At 64.0% G+C, this 16,460-nt stretch carries 18 protein-coding genes and 1 pseudogene; 13 read left to right on the top strand and 6 right to left on the bottom strand.

Annotation, left to right across the window (positions count from 1 at the left end; translation table 11 throughout):
• Positions 1–25: 25 nt before the first annotated feature.
• Positions 26–619 carry a recombinase family protein gene (locus tag AB3X98_RS01665; RefSeq protein WP_069262286.1) on the top strand — a complete coding sequence of 198 codons (594 nt, stop codon included), beginning with the start codon at positions 26–28 and terminating at the stop codon, positions 617–619.
• Here the strand turns inward: AB3X98_RS01665 and AB3X98_RS01660 are convergent.
• Positions 612–968 carry a hypothetical protein gene (locus AB3X98_RS01660; protein WP_069262285.1) on the bottom strand — a complete coding sequence of 119 codons (357 nt, stop codon included), beginning with the start codon at positions 966–968 and terminating at the stop codon, positions 612–614. The two genes, AB3X98_RS01665 and AB3X98_RS01660, sit on opposite strands and share 8 nt — an antisense overlap.
• A gap of 279 nt (positions 969–1,247) precedes the next feature.
• Here AB3X98_RS01660 and hpnJ point away from each other — a divergent pair, with 279 nt between their 5' ends.
• Positions 1,248–2,669, top strand: a complete 1,422-nt coding sequence (gene hpnJ / locus AB3X98_RS01655; protein ID WP_342948275.1) for a hopanoid biosynthesis associated radical SAM protein HpnJ — start codon at positions 1,248–1,250, stop codon at positions 2,667–2,669.
• A 250-nt stretch (positions 2,670–2,919) separates the two neighbouring features.
• Positions 2,920–4,614, top strand: a complete 1,695-nt coding sequence (locus AB3X98_RS01650) for an ATP-binding protein (RefSeq protein ID WP_368604663.1) — start codon at positions 2,920–2,922, stop codon at positions 4,612–4,614.
• On the opposite strand, the gene AB3X98_RS01645 is transcribed toward AB3X98_RS01650, so the two are convergent.
• The 4 genes from AB3X98_RS01645 to AB3X98_RS01630 form a co-directional block, all read right to left on the bottom strand.
• On the bottom strand, positions 4,611–4,766 hold the full coding sequence (locus tag AB3X98_RS01645) for a hypothetical protein (RefSeq protein ID WP_169739106.1): 156 nt from the start codon (positions 4,764–4,766) through the stop codon (positions 4,611–4,613). The two genes, AB3X98_RS01650 and AB3X98_RS01645, sit on opposite strands and share 4 nt — an antisense overlap.
• A gap of 347 nt (positions 4,767–5,113) precedes the next feature.
• A complete protein-coding gene (locus tag AB3X98_RS01640) occupies positions 5,114–5,374 on the bottom strand; it encodes a DUF1488 domain-containing protein (protein ID WP_028204289.1) in 261 nt (86 codons plus the stop codon).
• An 81-nt stretch (positions 5,375–5,455) separates the two neighbouring features.
• The gene (locus tag AB3X98_RS01635) at positions 5,456–5,719 is read right to left on the bottom strand and encodes a hypothetical protein (protein WP_069262282.1); all 264 of its coding nucleotides are present in this window, start codon (positions 5,717–5,719) and stop codon (positions 5,456–5,458) included.
• Positions 5,720–5,802: 83 nt separating this feature from the next.
• The gene (locus AB3X98_RS01630; protein WP_368604662.1) at positions 5,803–7,059 is read right to left on the bottom strand and encodes an MFS transporter; all 1,257 of its coding nucleotides are present in this window, start codon (positions 7,057–7,059) and stop codon (positions 5,803–5,805) included.
• Between the two features lie 157 nt (positions 7,060–7,216).
• Here AB3X98_RS01630 and sufB point away from each other — a divergent pair, with 157 nt between their 5' ends.
• From sufB to AB3X98_RS01585, 9 genes are all read left to right on the top strand, one after another.
• Positions 7,217–8,665, top strand: a complete 1,449-nt coding sequence (gene sufB, locus AB3X98_RS01625) for a Fe-S cluster assembly protein SufB (protein ID WP_368604661.1) — start codon at positions 7,217–7,219, stop codon at positions 8,663–8,665.
• A gap of 13 nt (positions 8,666–8,678) precedes the next feature.
• On the top strand, positions 8,679–9,491 hold the full coding sequence (gene sufC, locus AB3X98_RS01620; RefSeq protein ID WP_368604660.1) for a Fe-S cluster assembly ATPase SufC: 813 nt from the start codon (positions 8,679–8,681) through the stop codon (positions 9,489–9,491).
• Positions 9,488–10,813, top strand: a complete 1,326-nt coding sequence (gene sufD, locus AB3X98_RS01615) for a Fe-S cluster assembly protein SufD (RefSeq protein WP_368604659.1) — start codon at positions 9,488–9,490, stop codon at positions 10,811–10,813. The genes sufC and sufD overlap by 4 nt, the downstream gene beginning before the upstream one ends.
• Positions 10,810–12,063 (top strand): SufS family cysteine desulfurase, encoded by a 1,254-nt coding sequence (locus tag AB3X98_RS01610; RefSeq protein WP_368604658.1) that lies wholly within the window; start codon positions 10,810–10,812, stop codon positions 12,061–12,063. The genes sufD and AB3X98_RS01610 overlap by 4 nt, the downstream gene beginning before the upstream one ends.
• Positions 12,060–12,512, top strand: a complete 453-nt coding sequence (gene sufU / locus AB3X98_RS01605) for a Fe-S cluster assembly sulfur transfer protein SufU (RefSeq protein ID WP_069262276.1) — start codon at positions 12,060–12,062, stop codon at positions 12,510–12,512. The genes AB3X98_RS01610 and sufU overlap by 4 nt, the downstream gene beginning before the upstream one ends.
• A 27-nt stretch (positions 12,513–12,539) precedes the next feature.
• Positions 12,540–12,866 (top strand): SUF system Fe-S cluster assembly protein, encoded by a 327-nt coding sequence (locus AB3X98_RS01600; protein WP_368604657.1) that lies wholly within the window; start codon positions 12,540–12,542, stop codon positions 12,864–12,866.
• 1 nt (position 12,867) lies between these two features.
• Complete coding sequence (locus AB3X98_RS01595) at positions 12,868–13,200, top strand: non-heme iron oxygenase ferredoxin subunit (RefSeq protein ID WP_069262274.1); 333 nt, start codon at positions 12,868–12,870, stop codon at positions 13,198–13,200.
• Positions 13,201–13,343: 143 nt separating this feature from the next.
• Positions 13,344–13,559, top strand: a complete 216-nt coding sequence (locus tag AB3X98_RS01590; RefSeq protein WP_069262273.1) for a hypothetical protein — start codon at positions 13,344–13,346, stop codon at positions 13,557–13,559.
• A gap of 69 nt (positions 13,560–13,628) precedes the next feature.
• A complete protein-coding gene (locus AB3X98_RS01585; RefSeq protein WP_368604656.1) occupies positions 13,629–14,375 on the top strand; it encodes an SDR family NAD(P)-dependent oxidoreductase in 747 nt (248 codons plus the stop codon).
• Between the two features lie 35 nt (positions 14,376–14,410).
• On the opposite strand, the gene AB3X98_RS01580 is transcribed toward AB3X98_RS01585, so the two are convergent.
• On the bottom strand, positions 14,411–14,596 hold the full coding sequence (locus AB3X98_RS01580) for a hypothetical protein (RefSeq protein WP_368604655.1): 186 nt from the start codon (positions 14,594–14,596) through the stop codon (positions 14,411–14,413).
• Between the two features lie 244 nt (positions 14,597–14,840).
• Here AB3X98_RS01580 and AB3X98_RS01575 point away from each other — a divergent pair.
• A pseudogene (locus tag AB3X98_RS01575) lies at positions 14,841–16,400 on the top strand (phospholipase C); the annotation flags it as partial.
• Positions 16,401–16,460: the final 60 nt, after the last annotated feature.

Genomic DNA, 16,460 nt, shown 5'->3' with positions numbered 1-16,460 from the left:
CTCCGGGCGAGTACGGGAGCCACGTGTGCAACGGACGTTCTTCTACATCAACGGCGCGAGCGACGGCGAGTTTCCCGAGCGGGAGCTGATCCAGCTCGACAAGGCGGGCTACACCGTGGCGCTCAGCCGCGTGGCCATCGACGCGGTGGCGCCGTATGTAGCCGCCGCCGAACGGCCCGCGTTGACGAGGCTGCTTGGACGCATCGATGCCGAGGACGAGTTGGTGGTCCTGCAGCTTTCCGCTTTGGGCTGCAACGCGCGCGACGTGCTCGCTACGCTGCTCAACTGCCGCAAGGGGAAGATTGGCGTGCGCTGTGTCGAACTGGGCGGCGTCGATCTCACGGGGCGCCCCGAGCCGCAAGCGGTCAAGATGCTGCGCGCCGTGGTCCGCATGGAGGCGGCCGCGCGCAGCGAACGCAGCCGCAACGGCCTGAAGCTCGCGCAGCGCAGCGGGCGTCCCACGGGCAGGCCCGCCTCGCTTTCGGCGCACGACCGCGCGCGCGTGATGAGTTCGCTGGGCAGCGGACTCTCGGTGAGCGAAGTGGCACGGCGTTTCGGCACTTCGCGGCAGACGGTTCTGCGCATACGCGCCGCCGCGGGAACGCCGGATCTCAAGTAATCAGCGTATAAGGGTCGGCTTCCAGCGCGACGCCCGCCCCGCGGATCACCTGCATGTAAGCGAACGTGTCACCCACTGCAGCGCTGGCTTGCTCCGCGAGACTGCGCACATCTGCCGACTTCTCGGCACTCGCCATCATGGATTCCAGCGCTGCCGAGTCCGCGAAGCCGTGCGCGGCCGCTGCACAGAGAACCGCATCGAGAATACGCCGGGCCGCCGCGCGGGCATCGACCGACGCGAGCGGGGCGCGGTAGGCGAGAAAGCCCGCCATCAACAGAAAGTCCGCTGGGCTGATACGGTGGCCATTGCCAACCGGCACGCCTTCCGGCATGTCGTGATGTCGCGACATACTTCGCCTCCCGCGTTGGAGCGCTGTGAATGCTGCTGCGGCTGTCAAAAAATATAGTACAGAAAGCATCGCTCATGCCGACGAATGCGGTTGTTCTGCAGTGTTCCAACCGGCGGCGGCCTTGTTAAGTGGGGGTTTCGATAAGTGGTACAGACATTATTTCGACGTGCCGCGGCAGCAAGTCGTAGTATTCTTGACCCGGGCAAAGCTGCCATCCAGCAAAGTGTCATGTTTTTGTAGGCTTCGAGACAAATTCACGATTTTTCTCCGAGGGCATTCATGAAAACGCTGTTTCTGCAGGCACCTTCCTACGAAGGCTTCGATGGCGGCGCGGGCTCGCGCTTTCAAACGAAGCGCGAAATCCGCTCGTTCTGGTATCCCACGTGGCTCGTTCAGCCCGCCGCGCTGGTCGAAGGCAGTCGCGTGGTGGATGCCCCCGCAGACGACCTGACGCTCGAAGCGACCCTGGATATTGCACAGGAATACGAACTCATTATCATTCACACGAGTTCGCCCTCGTTCCAGAGCGACATCCAGTTCGCCGAGCACCTGAAGCGGCGCAAGAGCACGGTCCTCATCGGCATGATCGGCGCCAAGGTGGCGGTCGATCCGCATGGTTCACTGACTGCGAGCGACGCGCTCGATTTCGTGTGCCGCGAAGAATTCGATTTCACCTGCCTCGAGATTTCCCAGGGGCGGCCGTTCGAATCGATCCTGGGCCTGAGCTATCGGCTGCCCGACGGCGGCATCATGCACAACGACGCGCGGCCGATCCTCGAAGACATGGATCAGCTTCCTTTCGTCTCGCCGATCTACAAGCGCGACCTCACGCCCGAGCATTATTTCAGCGGCTATCTCAAGCATCCGTATCTCTCGCTCTACACCGGGCGCGGCTGCAAGTCCCGCTGCACCTTTTGCCTCTGGCCGCATACGGTGGGGGGGCATCGTTATCGCACGCGCTCGGTCGAGCACGTGCTGGAAGAGGTGAAATGGATTCGGGACAACATGCCCGAAATCAAGGAGATCATGTTCGACGACGACACGTTCACCGATCTCAGGCCGCGCGCCGAAGAGATCGCGCGCGGGCTGGGCAAGCTGGGCGTGACGTGGTCGTGCAACGCCAAGGCGAACGTACCGTACTCGACGCTCAAGGTGATGAAGGACAACGGCTTGCGTCTGTTGCTCGTGGGCTTCGAATCCGGCGACGACCAGATTCTCGTGAACGTCAAGAAGGGCGTGCGCACGGACTTCGCGCGCCAGTTCAGCGAGGATTGCCGCAAGCTCGGCATCAAGATTCACGGGACCTTCATCCTCGGGTTGCCGGGCGAGACGCACGAAACGATCCAGAAGACCATTCAGTACGCAAAAGAGATCAATCCCCATACCATCCAGGTCTCGCTCGCCGCGCCTTATCCCGGTACCGTGCTTCATAAGCAGGCGGTCGAAAATGGCTGGCTGAACGATACCAAGGTCATCACGCTCATCAATTCGGCCGGTACGCAGGCCTCGACGATCGGCTATCCGCACCTGTCGCGCGAAGAGATCTACCTTGGCGTCGAGGAGTTCTACAAGCGCTTTTATTTCCGGCCGTCGAAGATCTGGGAGATCGTCCGCGAGATGCTGGTGAGTTGGGAAATGATGAAGCGGCGCCTGCAGGAGGGCGCAGAATTCTTCAAATATCTCCGCGCGCGCAAGGTCTGAAGCAGCAGCGTCCCCTTCGAAAAAACGCCCGGAATTCCGGGCGTTTTTGTCACTCGCCGTCACTGTTTCCGTTTTTTTCGTCCGCTGTATTGCGCGTCATTCGCGCTGCGGTGTGCAGTGAGCACCTGTCCGGAATGCTGCCATTACGAACGTCCTGCGGCAATTAACATTCTCTTCGGCGGTGCATAAAATGTCTCAGCCCCATTACCACGACACAAATAGCTTCATCGGGCCACCGGAGGAGACCGCAATGGCACCGAAAGGCAGGTCGCCCGCTATCGCCGATATCGATGCGCGACCGTCTCGCGCGCCCGACCATGCGCGCGAGAACCAGGCGCTTCTCGCGTTGGTCACCGCGCAACTGGACTCGCGTGAAGTGCTGTTGCAGAGGATTGCAGACTTTGCGATGCGTCTGTGCTGCGCGCAATCGGCCGGCATCAGTTTGCTGGAGCGCGAAGGCGAAGAGCGCTACTTTCGCTGGCACAGCGTGGCCGGCAAGTTCGCGAACCTGTGCGGAAGCCGAATCCATTGGAGCGACTGTCCGTGCGCCGCCGTGCTCGAAGCCGGCAAGCCGCTGCTTTTCACCGCGTTGAGCGACGATTTCCCAATTCTCGCCCCCGCATGCGCCGACGTCCAGGAGGCGCTCATTCTGCCTATCGTTTCGAAAGGGCGGCAACTGGGCGCGATCTGGGTCGCCTCGCTCGAGGAACGATCGCGTTTCTCCCGCGAAGACCAGCGGGTGCTCGGCGAGTTTGCCGCCGTGGCCGGCTCGGCGCTCGATCTGGTCGAGGCGCGCGACCATAGCCGCATGCAGACACAGCGCTATTCGGAAGTGATCGCCGTGCTCGCACACGAGTTCCGCAATCCGCTCGCGCCGCTCGAAAACGCGTTTCAGGCGCTCCAGATGATCTGCAAAGATCGCGCGCCGCAGCGCGAATACTTCGCGGTTGCGCAGCGCCAGATCGCGCAGCTCAAACGTCTGATGGACGAACTACAGGATGCGTCGCGCCTGGACCATGACAAGTTGAACGTCGATCCCACCGACGCGTCGTTGAACGAAATCCTCTCCGACGCGCTCGCCTCCATCCGCGAGCGTGTGCAGGCGCGCAGGCATACGCTGAGCGTGCGGCCGCTTGCCGGCGACCTGCGGTTGTTCGCAGACCCGACGCGGCTCACGCAGGTGATCGTGAACCTGCTTTCCAATGCCGTGCGCTATACGCCCGACGGCGGCGAGATTGCGCTCGTCGTCGAACAGAAGAGCACGGGCGGCGCGCGCTGCGTCGAGATCTCGATTCGCGACAACGGCATCGGGATCGACCCGGCCGTGCTCTCGCGCATTTTCGAGCCGTTTGCGCAATTCGCGGGCAAGAGCGCGCGGCTGGAAGGGGGCCTCGGCATCGGCCTTCCCATTGCGCAGCGTCTCGCACAGTTGCATGGCGGCGAGATTCTCGTGACGAGCGAGGGAATCGGACGCGGCACGCTGGCGCGCCTCTCGATTCCCGTGCGAACCGGCAGCGCCGAAACCGTCAAGCCGCTCCCCGCCGTGCTGGCGGGCAACGGCCCGGCGCGCGTGCTCATCGTCGACGACAATGCCGACGCGTGTTTCGCACTCGGCGCGTTGCTCGAACTGGAAGGGCATGAAGTCAGAACGGCCGGCGACGGCGCGAGCGCACTGACTATGCTTAGGCAATGGAAGCCGCATCTTGCGCTCGTCGATATCGGCATGCCGGGCATGAACGGCTACGAACTGGCGGAGCGCATGCGCGCCATGCCGGATCACGCCAACGTGATGCTGGTCGCGCTGAGCGGGCATGTTTCGGACAGCGACCGGGCGGCGGCGCTGGCGGCCGGTTTCCATGCGCATCTCGCGAAGCCCGCCGATATCGGACGGCTGCGCACCATGCTCCAGATGTGCGCGCAAGACGGCTGGCGTATGACTGGCTAGCGCAGGTGCGAAGAGCGGATGCCGTTGTGGTGGTGGAGGTTGCGCAACAGACTTGCGCGGCGCCGTTCGCGGCGATAGTGCGCAATCACGGCCGTGGCCGCGATGACCAATACCATGACGCCGATGGCGGTTCCCCACTGTAATGCGTCCATGTCTGCCTCCTTGTCACGTCAGGGCCGTCGCGTCGAGGCGAACGGGTTCAAGCGTAGTGCGGCTGGCAGGTGCGTTCCGCGGCAAGCGCCGGGGGAAACAACGCGACGCACACGAAAGGGTGGCGCTGGTCGCGGACGCAAGAAAAGATTAGCCGATTGCGATGCGCAATTGAACCGAGCGGCAGTGTACGGATGCCAGCCATTATGGACACCTCGGCTTCGCCAGACTTGCACTCGGGCGAGCGCTCTTCAGTTCTTTGGGAAGTCTCGAGCCCTGCCGGGAGCAGGCCCGTTCGGCTGACGACTCGAACCCGGTTGCGATTGCCATTGCGCTTGCGTCGGCGCGCTTACTCGAGATCGCGCGTTTCGAGCTCCACGGACTGGCCCCCGTTTTTCTCCAGCGCGTGCCGCGCGGCCAGTTCGATGCTCGGGCGGTTTGCCTCGAAGGCGCTCAATAGCGCATGCGCCGATGTGCCGGTGTTGCCGAAGCGGTCGTTCAGCGCGTCGAGCGACACGCTGCACCATACCGGGCGGTTGTCCACGTTGGCTTCGAACGCGACGCGTGCGGCAGCCACAGCGTGACGGCGACTCGTGAATTCGATTCTCATCCTGGTCCTCCGTGAGTTCTATTGTTAAAGGGTAGAGCCTGGCGCAGCCAGGGGTGAGTCCTATTTGCGCTTCTTTTTGTGCTATTTGGCCTGAGCGTCGCTGGCGGGGTCGCTGCGCATCATCTTGTCGTGGGTGGCGGGCCCCTTGGGTTTCTTCACAGGCATGTTATCGGGGTTGGCGGGGTTCGATTCGCTTGCCGTGCCTGGCACGGCTGCCGGCGGTTTCACCATCGGCGGCGCAGGGGGATGAGCGGGCGTTTGGGTCTGTGCGTTGACGGACAACGAGGAGGCGGCGAGCGCCAAACAGGCGATCGCGCCCCAGACGGGAACATGCAGTGGCTTCATGGCTCCTCCCTGGTCTTCATCGTCATGCCCTGCAAGGTGCCGCGAATCGCGTGCCCGCAAGCGTGGACGTGCGGCCATCGTCGTCAGTGAAACAACGCCGACGTGTCGACGTCGGCGAGTTGTTCCAGTTCGTCGCGGCGCATGTCGCACGACCCGCGGATGGTCGCGCCCTGCGTGACCCAGATGGCCAACGCGACGACGGCGAGGCTGCCGAGCGCGAGAAACGCCGCTGGATAGCCGAAGCGGTTGGCGAGCCACCCGCCCAGCAGCGGACTCAGGCAGCCGCCCGCTGCCTGCACCGCGAGCACCGCACCCTGACCGAGATTCACGCGGCCGCTGCCATGCAGCAAATGCACCACGAGCGCGGGGATGGCGACGCTCTGCAAACCGGAGCCGAGACCGTCGAGGACCTGCACGGGCAGGATGCCCCACGGCGACGCCAGCCACGCGGCGAACACGCCGCGCAGCGGCAACGTGAGGAGCGTCGCGAGAATGACCCGCCAGAAGCCCCAGCGGCGAATGATGCGGCTTGCGAAGACCGCGGCCGTGAGCATCACGATCTGCGAGATGATGATGTTGGCGGCGGTGATCTGGTTAGCGTCGCCGTGATGGGCTGCCGCGACGGCAAGACTATAGAGCGGCAGCATGGCGGAATTGCCGAGACTGAACGCGGCAAGCGACGCCGCGAGCAACAGCAGGGGGCGGCAATGCAACAACATGCGCATGCGTTCGGCGCGCACCTGCGAACGATCTTTTTCGTCGTCGTGCACGAGGCCGCGCGCGTAGTGCCGGTGCACCGAACGCGGGGGAATGAGCAGCACGGACGCGATACACGCGAGACCGAATGCCGCGCCCAGCACGAACACATAGGCAATGCCGAGCCACCATCCGAGCGCGCCGGACAACGCCGCGGCGATGATGTTGCCGGCATGGTTCGCGACCTGGTTGCGCCCGTATTGCCGGTCGAAGTTCTTGCGGCCGACCATGCCGAGCGTCAATCCCGTCAACGCGGGGCCCATGACCGAACCCCCGACGGCTGTGGCGATCTGCGAAAACGCGATCGGCCAGTAGCCGTGCGAAAGCCAGATGACGCAAGCGGCCACGATGGTCAACAGGCTGGCGCCGACGATCACCGCGCGGCGGTGATAAATGGCGTCGACGAGCGCGCCGCCGGGCACTGTCGCGAGCGTGCCGATCACCGCGCCCATGGTCAGCACGGTGCCGATCGTTTCCGGCGTCCAGCCATGCGCCTGGAGATAGATGCCGAGAAAGGGGCCCGCACCCGCCTGCACGTCCGCGGCGAAGAAACTGACGGCCAGTAGTGGAAGGGTCGGCTTCACGCGGATGCGTTGTCATTTCTCTCTTGTCAACAGGGTCTTCCGCATCGCGCGTGCCTGCTTCGCGCCTCATGTGCTCTGCTTAAACCCCGGCCATGCCAGGGTTTTGCCAGGGGTTCTAGAATGAGGTCATGAGTGTAAAGGAGACCGTAATAACGTCATGGATACACAAGCGAAAACATTCGAGGAATTGCTGCGGCGGGAATATCGTCACGGTTTCGTTTCGGACGTGCAGTCGGACACGTTGCCGCGCGGTTTGTCCGAGGACGTGATCCGTCTTATCTCGGCGCGCAAGCAGGAGCCGGACTTCATGCTCGAATGGCGGCTCGCCGCCTACCGGCATTGGCTCACGATGACCGAGCCGCATTGGGCGAGCATCGAACACCCGCCCATCGATTTCCAGGACATCGCCTACTACTCGGCGCCGCTTACCCAGGCAAACCGCCCGAAGAGCCTCGCGGAAGTCGATCCGGAACTCCTGCGCACCTACGAAAAGCTCGGCGTGCCGCTGCAGGAGCGCGAGATGCTCGCGGGGGTGGCCGTGGACGCGGTATTCGACAGCGTGTCGGTTGCCACGACGTTCCGGCGGCAGCTGGGCGAGCTTGGCATCGTCTTCTGCTCGTTTTCGGAAGCGGTGCGCGACCATCCGGACCTCGTGCGCCAGTATCTCGGCTCGGTCGTGCCGTACACCGACAACTTCTTTGCGACGCTCAACTCGGCCGTCTTCAGCGATGGCTCGTTCTGCTATATCCCGCCGGGCGTGCGCTGCCCGATGGAGTTGTCCACGTACTTCCGCATCAACGCGCGCAACACGGGCCAGTTCGAGCGCACGCTCATCGTGGCCGACAAGGGCGCTTACGTGAGCTACCTGGAAGGCTGCACCGCGCCGATGCGCGACGAAAACCAGCTGCACGCCGCCGTGGTGGAACTCGTTGCGCTGGAAGGCGCGCAAATCCGCTATTCGACGGTGCAGAACTGGTATCCGGGCGACGCGCAAGGGCGCGGCGGCATCTACAACTTCGTGACGAAGCGCGGCGACTGCCGCGAGGCGAACGCGCGGATTTCGTGGACCCAGGTGGAAACCGGCTCCGCCATTACGTGGAAGTATCCGAGCGTGATCTTGCAGGGCGACAATTCGATCGGCGAGTTCTATTCGGCGGCGCTCACCAATCACTATCAGCAGGCCGATACCGGTACGAAGATGGTGCATATCGGTCGCAACACGCGCAGCACGATTCTCTCGAAGGGCATCTCGGCCGGCCGCGGCAAGAACGCCTATCGAGGCCTCGTGAAAATGGCTCGCTCGGCCGAGAACGCGCGCAACTACACGCAGTGCGATTCGCTGCTGCTCGGCGATCGCTGCAGCGCCTTCACGTTTCCCTATATCGAGGTGAAGAACCCGAGCGGGAAAGTCGAGCACGAAGCATCGACGTCGCGGATCGGCGAAGACCAGTTGTTCTATTGCCGGCAGCGCGGGCTCAGTGAAGAGGACGCGGTGTCGATGATCGTCAACGGCTTCTGCAAGGACGTGCTCAAGGAATTGCCGATGGAATTCGCCGTGGAAGCGCAGAAGCTGCTGGGCGTGAGCCTGGAAGGCAGCGTAGGTTGAGAAGGAGGAAAGAATGCTGGAAATTCGCAATCTGAATGCCGAAGTGGAAAGCAAGCCGATTCTGCGCGGGGTGGATTTACGCGTGAATGCGGGCGAGGTTCACGCGATCATGGGGCCGAACGGCTCCGGCAAAAGTACGCTCGCCCATGTGCTGGCGGGGCGCGAGCAATACGTGGTCACGGGGGGCAGCGTGCAGTACGACAGCTGCGACCTGCTCGCGCTGGCGCCCGACGAGCGCGCGCGCCGCGGGCTCTTTCTCGCGTTTCAGTATCCGGTGGAAATACCGGGCGTGAGCAATATCTATCTGCTCAAGGCCGCGCTCAACGCGCAGCGCAAGCATCGTGGCGAGGCGGAACTCGACGCCATGGACTTTCTCGCACTGGTGAAGGAAAAAATGGCGGCCATGGAGATGAAGGAAGACCTGCTCTACCGGGGCGTGAACGAAGGGTTTTCGGGCGGCGAGAAAAAGCGCAACGAGGTGCTGCAGATGACGGTGCTGGAGCCGCGTCTCGCCATTCTCGACGAGACCGATTCCGGGCTCGATATCGACGCGTTGCAACTCGTCGCCCGTGGTGTGAACCAGATGCGCAGCGCGGACCGGGCCATCGTGCTCGTGACGCACTATCAGCGCCTGCTCGACTACATCGTGCCGGACCAGGTACACGTGCTTTCACAGGGGCGCATCGTGCGCTCGGGTTCGCATGAGCTTGCGCTCGAGCTGGAGCGCAAGGGTTATGGCTGGCTCGGCGGCCAGGATGGCGACGAACCGGCAGCGGGGCAGGGCGCCGGCACGCAACACACGGCAGCCGCCAGGGAGCAACGATGAGCGAATCAACGCGCGAGCATTACCGCGACGCCTTCCGCACGATGGCGGGGACGCTGGCTGGCGTCGAGCTGCCGTGGTTGCGCAAGGCGAGACGGCACGCGTTCGACCGGTTCGAGACGCTGGGCTTTCCCGGCACGCAACTCGAAGCGTGGAAATACACCAATGTGATGCCGATTGCGAAGCCGCATTGGCATTTCATGCCTTCGGACGGCGAGCAGACCAACTACGCCCGCCTGATCGACGACCTCGTGCCCGCCGATGCGGGCGGGCGTATCGTGTTCGTGAACGGCCGCCACGTGCCGAAGCTCTCGTCGTTGCCGCCTTTGCCGGAAGGCGCGTTCGTCGGCACGCTCGCGCAGGCAATGCGCAGGATTCCTGAGCGGGTCGAATCGATCATGGCGCGGCGTGCGCCCGAGGACGGCTTTGCGGCGCTCAACGGCGCGTTTCGCAGCGACGGCTACATGGTCGTGCTGCCGCCCGGCTGCGCGCTGGACTGGCCGCTGCACGTGCTGTTCTTCAGCAGCGAGGCTGCGCTTGCCATGCATCCGTTCAACGCGGTGGTCGCGGAGCGCGGGGCGCGTTGCTCGATCGTCGAGCAGTTCGCGGGCATTACCGACGAAGCCTATTTCGTCAACACCGCCACGGAAATTGTCGCCGACGAAGAGGCCGACGTTCAGCATTGCCGCATCCAGCAGGAGGCGCGCAGCGCGTTTCATATCGCGCATGTCGGTGTTTCGCAGCGGCGGGCGAGCCACTTCACCTCGCACTCGTTCGCGTTCGGCGGCGCGTTGTCGCGTACGCAGATCGACACGCGTCTGGACGCAGAAGACGCGCAAGTCGACCTGAACGGCCTGTATTTCGTCAGCGCGCGGCAGCACGTGGATCATCACACGCGCATCGACCATGAGATGCCGCGCGGCACCAGCCGGGAATACTATCGCGGCGTGCTCGACGGCGCGTCGCATGCGGTGTTCGACGGCCGCGTGATCGTGCATCAGGACGCGCAGCAGACGAATGCGCATCAAGGCAACGACAATCTGCTGCTCTCGCGCAACGCCGAGATCGACACGAAGCCCCAACTGGAGATTCACGCCGACGACGTGAAGTGCACGCACGGCGCGACCGTCGGCCAGCTCGACGAGAGCCCGCTCTTTTACCTGCGCTCGCGCGGCATAGACGAGCGCATGGCGCGCGCGCTCCTCGTGTGGTCGTTCGCGCGCGTGAGCGTGGATCGCGTGGAAAGCGCCGCGCTGCGCGGCCGGCTCACGCAACAGTTGCTCGCGCGCCTGCCCGGTGGCGAGTACCTGCGGGGACTGTCATGAATCTACTCGAACCGGTGGGCATTCCCGACGCCGAAGCGGTCATGGCCTGGCGCCGCGACTTTCCGATTCTGCGGGAAAGCGTGCACGGCAAGCCGCTCGTGTACCTCGACAACGCGGCGACCACGCAGAAGCCCGCGAGCGTGATCGCCGCCGAGCAGGCCTATTACGAGCACGACAATGCCAACGTGCATCGCGGCGTGCATCTGCTGTCGCAGCGCGCGACCGATGCCTACGAGGGCGCCCGCGCGCGCATTGCGCGTTTTATTCACGCGACGCACGAGCAGGAGATCGTGTACACGCGCGGCACCACGGAAGCGATCAATCTGGTGGCGCAAAGCTACGCGCGGCCGCGCCTTGAGCCCGGCGACGAAGTGCTCATCACCGCGATGGAGCATCACTCGAATATCGTGCCGTGGCAACTTGTCTGCGCGCAGACCGGCGCGGTGCTGAAGGTGGCGCCGATCGACGACGACGGCACGCTCGACTTCGACGCCTACGCGCGCCTGCTCGGCCCACGCACGCGCATGGTGGCGGTGTCGCATGCGTCGAACGCGCTGGGCAGTGTCAATCCGCTTGCACAGATGATCGAACTTGCACATGCGCGCGGCGTGCCGGTGCTGGTCGACGGCGCGCAGGCGATCGCGCATGTTCCCGTGGACGTAGTCGCGCTCGATTGCGACTTCTATGCGTTCTCGGGTCACAAGGTCTATGGCCCGACCGGCATTGGTGCGCTGTACGCGAAGTCTGCGCTACTGGAAGCCATGCCGCCATGGCAGGGCGGCGGCGACATGATCCGCTCCGTGACGTTCGAGAAGACCGAGTACAACGTGATTCCATGGCGGTTCGAAGCGGGCACGCCGAACATTGCGGGGGCGATCGGGCTCGGCGCGGCACTGGACTATATAAGTGCAATTGGCCTGGAAGTCGCGCAACGGCACGAGGCCGATCTGCTCGCGTATGCCGACGAAGCATTGCGTGGGATGCCTAACGTGCGAAGGATCGGAACGGCGAAAGAAAAACTCGGCATCCTCTCGTTCGTCATGGAGAACGCGCACGCCCACGACATCGGCACGATACTCGACCAGTGCGGCGTGGCGGTGCGCACGGGCCATCATTGCGCGATGCCGGTGATGGACCGCTATGGCGTGCCGGCCACGGTGCGCGCTTCGTTTGCGCTGTACAACACACGCGCCGAAGTCGACGCGCTGCTCGACGGCCTCGCGCGTGTAGAAGAGGTGTTCCCGCTATGAGCGACTTGCGCGACCTGTACCAGGAAACGATCTTCGACCACTACCGGCGGCCGCGGAACTGCCACACGGTGCCCGGCGCGACGCATAGCGCCGAAGGCTACAACCCGTTGTGCGGCGACCGCGTCACGTTGTATCTGCGTATCGAGGACGGCGTGGTCAAGGACGCCGGCTTCGAGGGCGCGGGGTGCGCGATCGCCACGGCTTCGGCTTCGTTGATGACCGAAGCGCTCAAGGGCCGCACGCAGGCGGAAGTCGAGGCGCTGTTCGAACGCTTCCACGCGATGGCGACGGCGCCTTCGGACCGCCCGGCCTCTGCCGAAGGTCTCGGCAAGCTCGCGGTGCTCGCGGGCGTGCGCGAATTTCCGGCGCGCATCAAATGCGCGACGCTGGCGTGGCACACGCTGCACGCCGCGTTGCGCGACGAGCGCGGAACCGTATCGACGGAATAAGGCCGCGCGGCCTGGAGGCATATGACGATGAATACGCAAACGGCGAGCAACGACTTGCGCGAACGCGTGATCGACGCGTTGCGCTCGGTGTTCGATCCGGAGATACCGGTGAACATCTATGATCTGGGGCTCGTGTATCAACTCGACGTGGATGCCGAAACGGGGCACGTGATGATCCGCATGACGCTGACCGCGCCGGGCTGCCCGGTCGCGCAAACCTTCCCTGGCACGGTCGAAGAATACGTGAACGAGGTGGAAGGCGTGAGCGAAACGAACGTCGAGTTGGTTTGGGACCCGCCGTGGACGAGAGCGCGCATGTCCGAAGCGGCGCTGCTGCAACTGGGGATGCTCTGATATGGCCGACTGGGTGGACGTGGCGCCATACGCCGAGTTTGAACCGGGTTCCGTACGCAGCGTCGATGTGGACGGCACGGCGGTCGCCGTATTCAATCTCGAAGGGACCTGTTATGCGATCGAGGATACCTGTCCGCACGACGGCGGCGTGCTGACGGGCGGCGCCGTGGAGGGCGACGAGGTGATTTGCCCGCGCCATGGCGCCCGTTTTTGCATCAAGACGGGCAAGGTTCTCGCGCCGCCCGCGTATGAGGACGTCGCGGTGTTCGCAGTGCGCGTGGAAGCGGGCATGGTGCAAGTGCGCGATACACGCTGGGACGAGGGCTTTTCCTGAGAGCGGAAGCCATGCAGGCGCCTCACGCACAGTTGTCAGCGGCATAATGGCTGCGCGGATCGATGCAATGGCCGGTCGACTCAATCAAGTCGACCGCGCCGCATTCCGCGCTTTGCATGCGTTGCAACTATCGAGAGGCATCCATGAAGGCACTGTTCCATCTCGCAGCGGCCGCCGCGGCAGGCACGCTCGTCATGTTCTATCTGGACCCGGTTTCCGGGCCGCGTCGCCGCGCGAAGCTGCGCACGCCGCCGTTTTCGCGCCGTGGCGGCCGCGTGAACGCCCACGGCCACGCGGCTGAGCTGGGCGTAGACGGCGAACTGGCGGGCCCGGGCGGCGGCATTGGCACGGCGCCGTGAGCGCGTCGAGGCGAGCGTCTTGCGCAACGGCGGCTGTAAAATGCAAACCGACCGCAGAAGGAGCCCACCATGTCCGCTCTGTTGCCCGACCTGAATCATCGCGTTGCGCTCGTGACCGGCGGCTCGCGCGGGATCGGGCGGGCCATTGCCCTGGCACTGGCTTCGGCTGGCGCGGCGGTTGGCGTGAACTACCGGCAGCGCGCTGACGAAGCGGACCAGGTCGTCGCGCAGATCGAAAGCGCCGGCGGCCGCGCGCTCGCGGTGCGCGCCGATGTGTCGTCGGCGAGTGAGGTCACCAGCATGATTGGCGAGATCGAGCGCCGCCTCGGCGCGGTCGATGTGCTCGTGAACAACGCCGGCACGGGCACGTTCAGCGACATCGAGTCGATTACGGAGGCCGAATTCGACCATACGCTCGCCGTCAATCTCAAGTCGGCGTTTCTTTGCACGCAGGCGGTGCTGCCCGGCATGCGCGCACGCCGCTGGGGCCGCATCGTCAATCTTTCGTCCGTCGCCGCGCGCGGCGCAGGCCTCGTCGGCGTTCATTACAACGCTTCGAAGGCGGGTCTCGAAGGCTTGACGCGTGGCTACGCCTCACGCGTGGCACGGGAAGGCGTGACCGTGAACGCCGTGGCGCCGGGACCCATCGACACGGAGATGGCCGCGCCGCTGAAAGCCGCGAACATCGCCGAGCGGCTGCCCGTCGGCCGCCTCGGTGAAGCCGATGAGGTCGCACAGGTCGTGTTGATGGTGGTCGGCAACGGCTTCGTCACGGGGCAAACCATTGCCGTCAACGGCGGCGTCAGTTTCATCTAGGCCGCCTGTTCCATTGCCGGCCGCCGCACTGCGGCTCAATTCATTTTATTCAGCTCGTTTGCTAACCGGCGCGCGCGGTTAGCAATCTTCATACCTGAAATCCCGGTGGCCTTTATCGTTGCGTCGGCAACTGAGCGTGCCAATCGAATGCCGAGTCCCGATTCAGCGCCAAACTTTCCAATCGAAAATATTTCGTAAGGAGTCTGACGCTGAGCATTCATAACCCGATGCTTTAATCCTCATGCCGTGTAGCCTCCGCATTCAGCTGGCATGAGCGCCACGATGCGAGCTGCATAACGCCTTCACCCGGCTTCACGGTGATCCCGACAATACGAAACCAACCAGGAGCCGAAAATGCAATGGCGTCACGTCGCAGTTGGTTCGCTCACAGCCGCAGCATTCGCATCGACAATTGCGTGGAGTGCTGGTGACGATCACGACAAGAATCATCCGGAACACAATCACACCGCCACTCCGATCAAGCACCTGGTCGTGATTTATGGCGAGAACGTCTCGTTCGACCATTACTTCGCGACCTACCCGCATGCGACCAACCCGTCCGGCGAGCCAGCATTCAAGGCGCAACCGGGCACGCCCGAAGTGAACGGTCTGACGGGCACGCTGCTGACGAAGAATCCGAACTTCACGAATGCGGCCAATGGCACGGGCGCTGCCAATCCGTTCCGTCTGGATCGGACCCAGGCGGCCACGGCCGACCAGAACCACGCCTATACGGCCGAGCAGCAGGCGTACGACGACGGCCATGCCGACCTCTTCCCGTTGTACACGGGTAACGGCACGAGCGGCGGCGCCGGCGCGTTCGGCACGAAGGGCCAGGTGATGGGCTACTACGACGGCAACACCGTCACGGCGCTGTGGAACTACGCGCAGCACTTCGCGATGAGCGATAACGCCTATACTTCGACCTACGGTCCGTCGACGCCCGGTGCGCTCGAAGTGGTCTCGGGCCAGACCAACGGCATGAAGGTTGTGCTCACGACCAAGAAGCCTTCGACCGCCGGTTCGTACTATGTGAACGACGGGCAGAACGGTTTTACGATGATCAACGACGTCGATCCGGCCTACGACCTCTGCTCGAGCGCGACCGACCAGGCGCAGATGACCGGCAAGAATATCGGCGACCTGCTGAACGCGCGTAGCGTTTCGTGGGGCGGCTTCATGGGAGGCTTCAACCTCGCGACGACGAACAGCAACGGCACGACCGGCTGCAAGCGCAGCACGGTCTCGCCGGTGGTGGGCTCGGCTACCGCCGACTATATTCCGCACCACAACTGGTTCCAGTACTATGCTTCGACCTCGAACCCGCAGCATCTGCGTCCGAGCTCGCTCGCCGCAATCGGTCACACCGAGGGCAAGAACGGCAACCCCGACCCGGCGAATCACCAGTACGATACCGACGACTTCTTCGCTGCCGTGAAGGCGGGCAATTTCCCGTCGGTGAGCTTCCTGAAGGCTCCGGCCTACCAGGACGGCCACGCCGGTTATTCGGACCCGCTCGACGAGCAGGCTTTCGTCACGAAGGTCGTGAACTTCCTGCAGGATCAGCATGACTGGGAAGATACGGCCGTGATCGTGGCATGGGATGACTCGGACGGCTGGTACGACCATGCCTACGCGCAGCCCACCAGCGCTTCGTACGACAGCGTGGCCGACCAGCTGACGGCCGCCGGCATCTGCGGCACGGGTTCGGCGCCCGCCGGCCTGAACGGCAAGCCCGTGAACGGCCGCTGCGGTCCGGGCACGCGCATTCCGTTCGTCGTGATCTCGCCGTGGGCGCGCGAGAACTACGTCGACCATACGCTGATCGACCAGTCTTCCGTGGTGCGTTTCATCGAAGACAACTGGCTTGACGGTCAGCGCATCGGCGGCGGTTCGTTCGATGCGACGGCAGGCAGCATCATGGGCATGTTCGACTTCGACCGCCGCGGCCGCGGCCACGAAGATCGCAGGCTGTACCTCGATCCGACGACGGGCGTGGTGCTCGACAAGGCACCGAAGGTTTGACCGTTGAGGATCGCTGATCGTTGTTGATCGGTAGAAAGAAGCGCGCCCCTGCCGGATTCG

The organism is Paraburkholderia sp. BR14312, assembly GCF_040948675.1.
Taxonomy (GTDB): Bacteria; Pseudomonadota; Gammaproteobacteria; order Burkholderiales; family Burkholderiaceae; genus Paraburkholderia; species Paraburkholderia nodosa_A.
The sequence above is the reverse complement of the archived record's forward strand: the minus strand, read 5'-3'. Positions and strand labels throughout refer to the sequence as shown.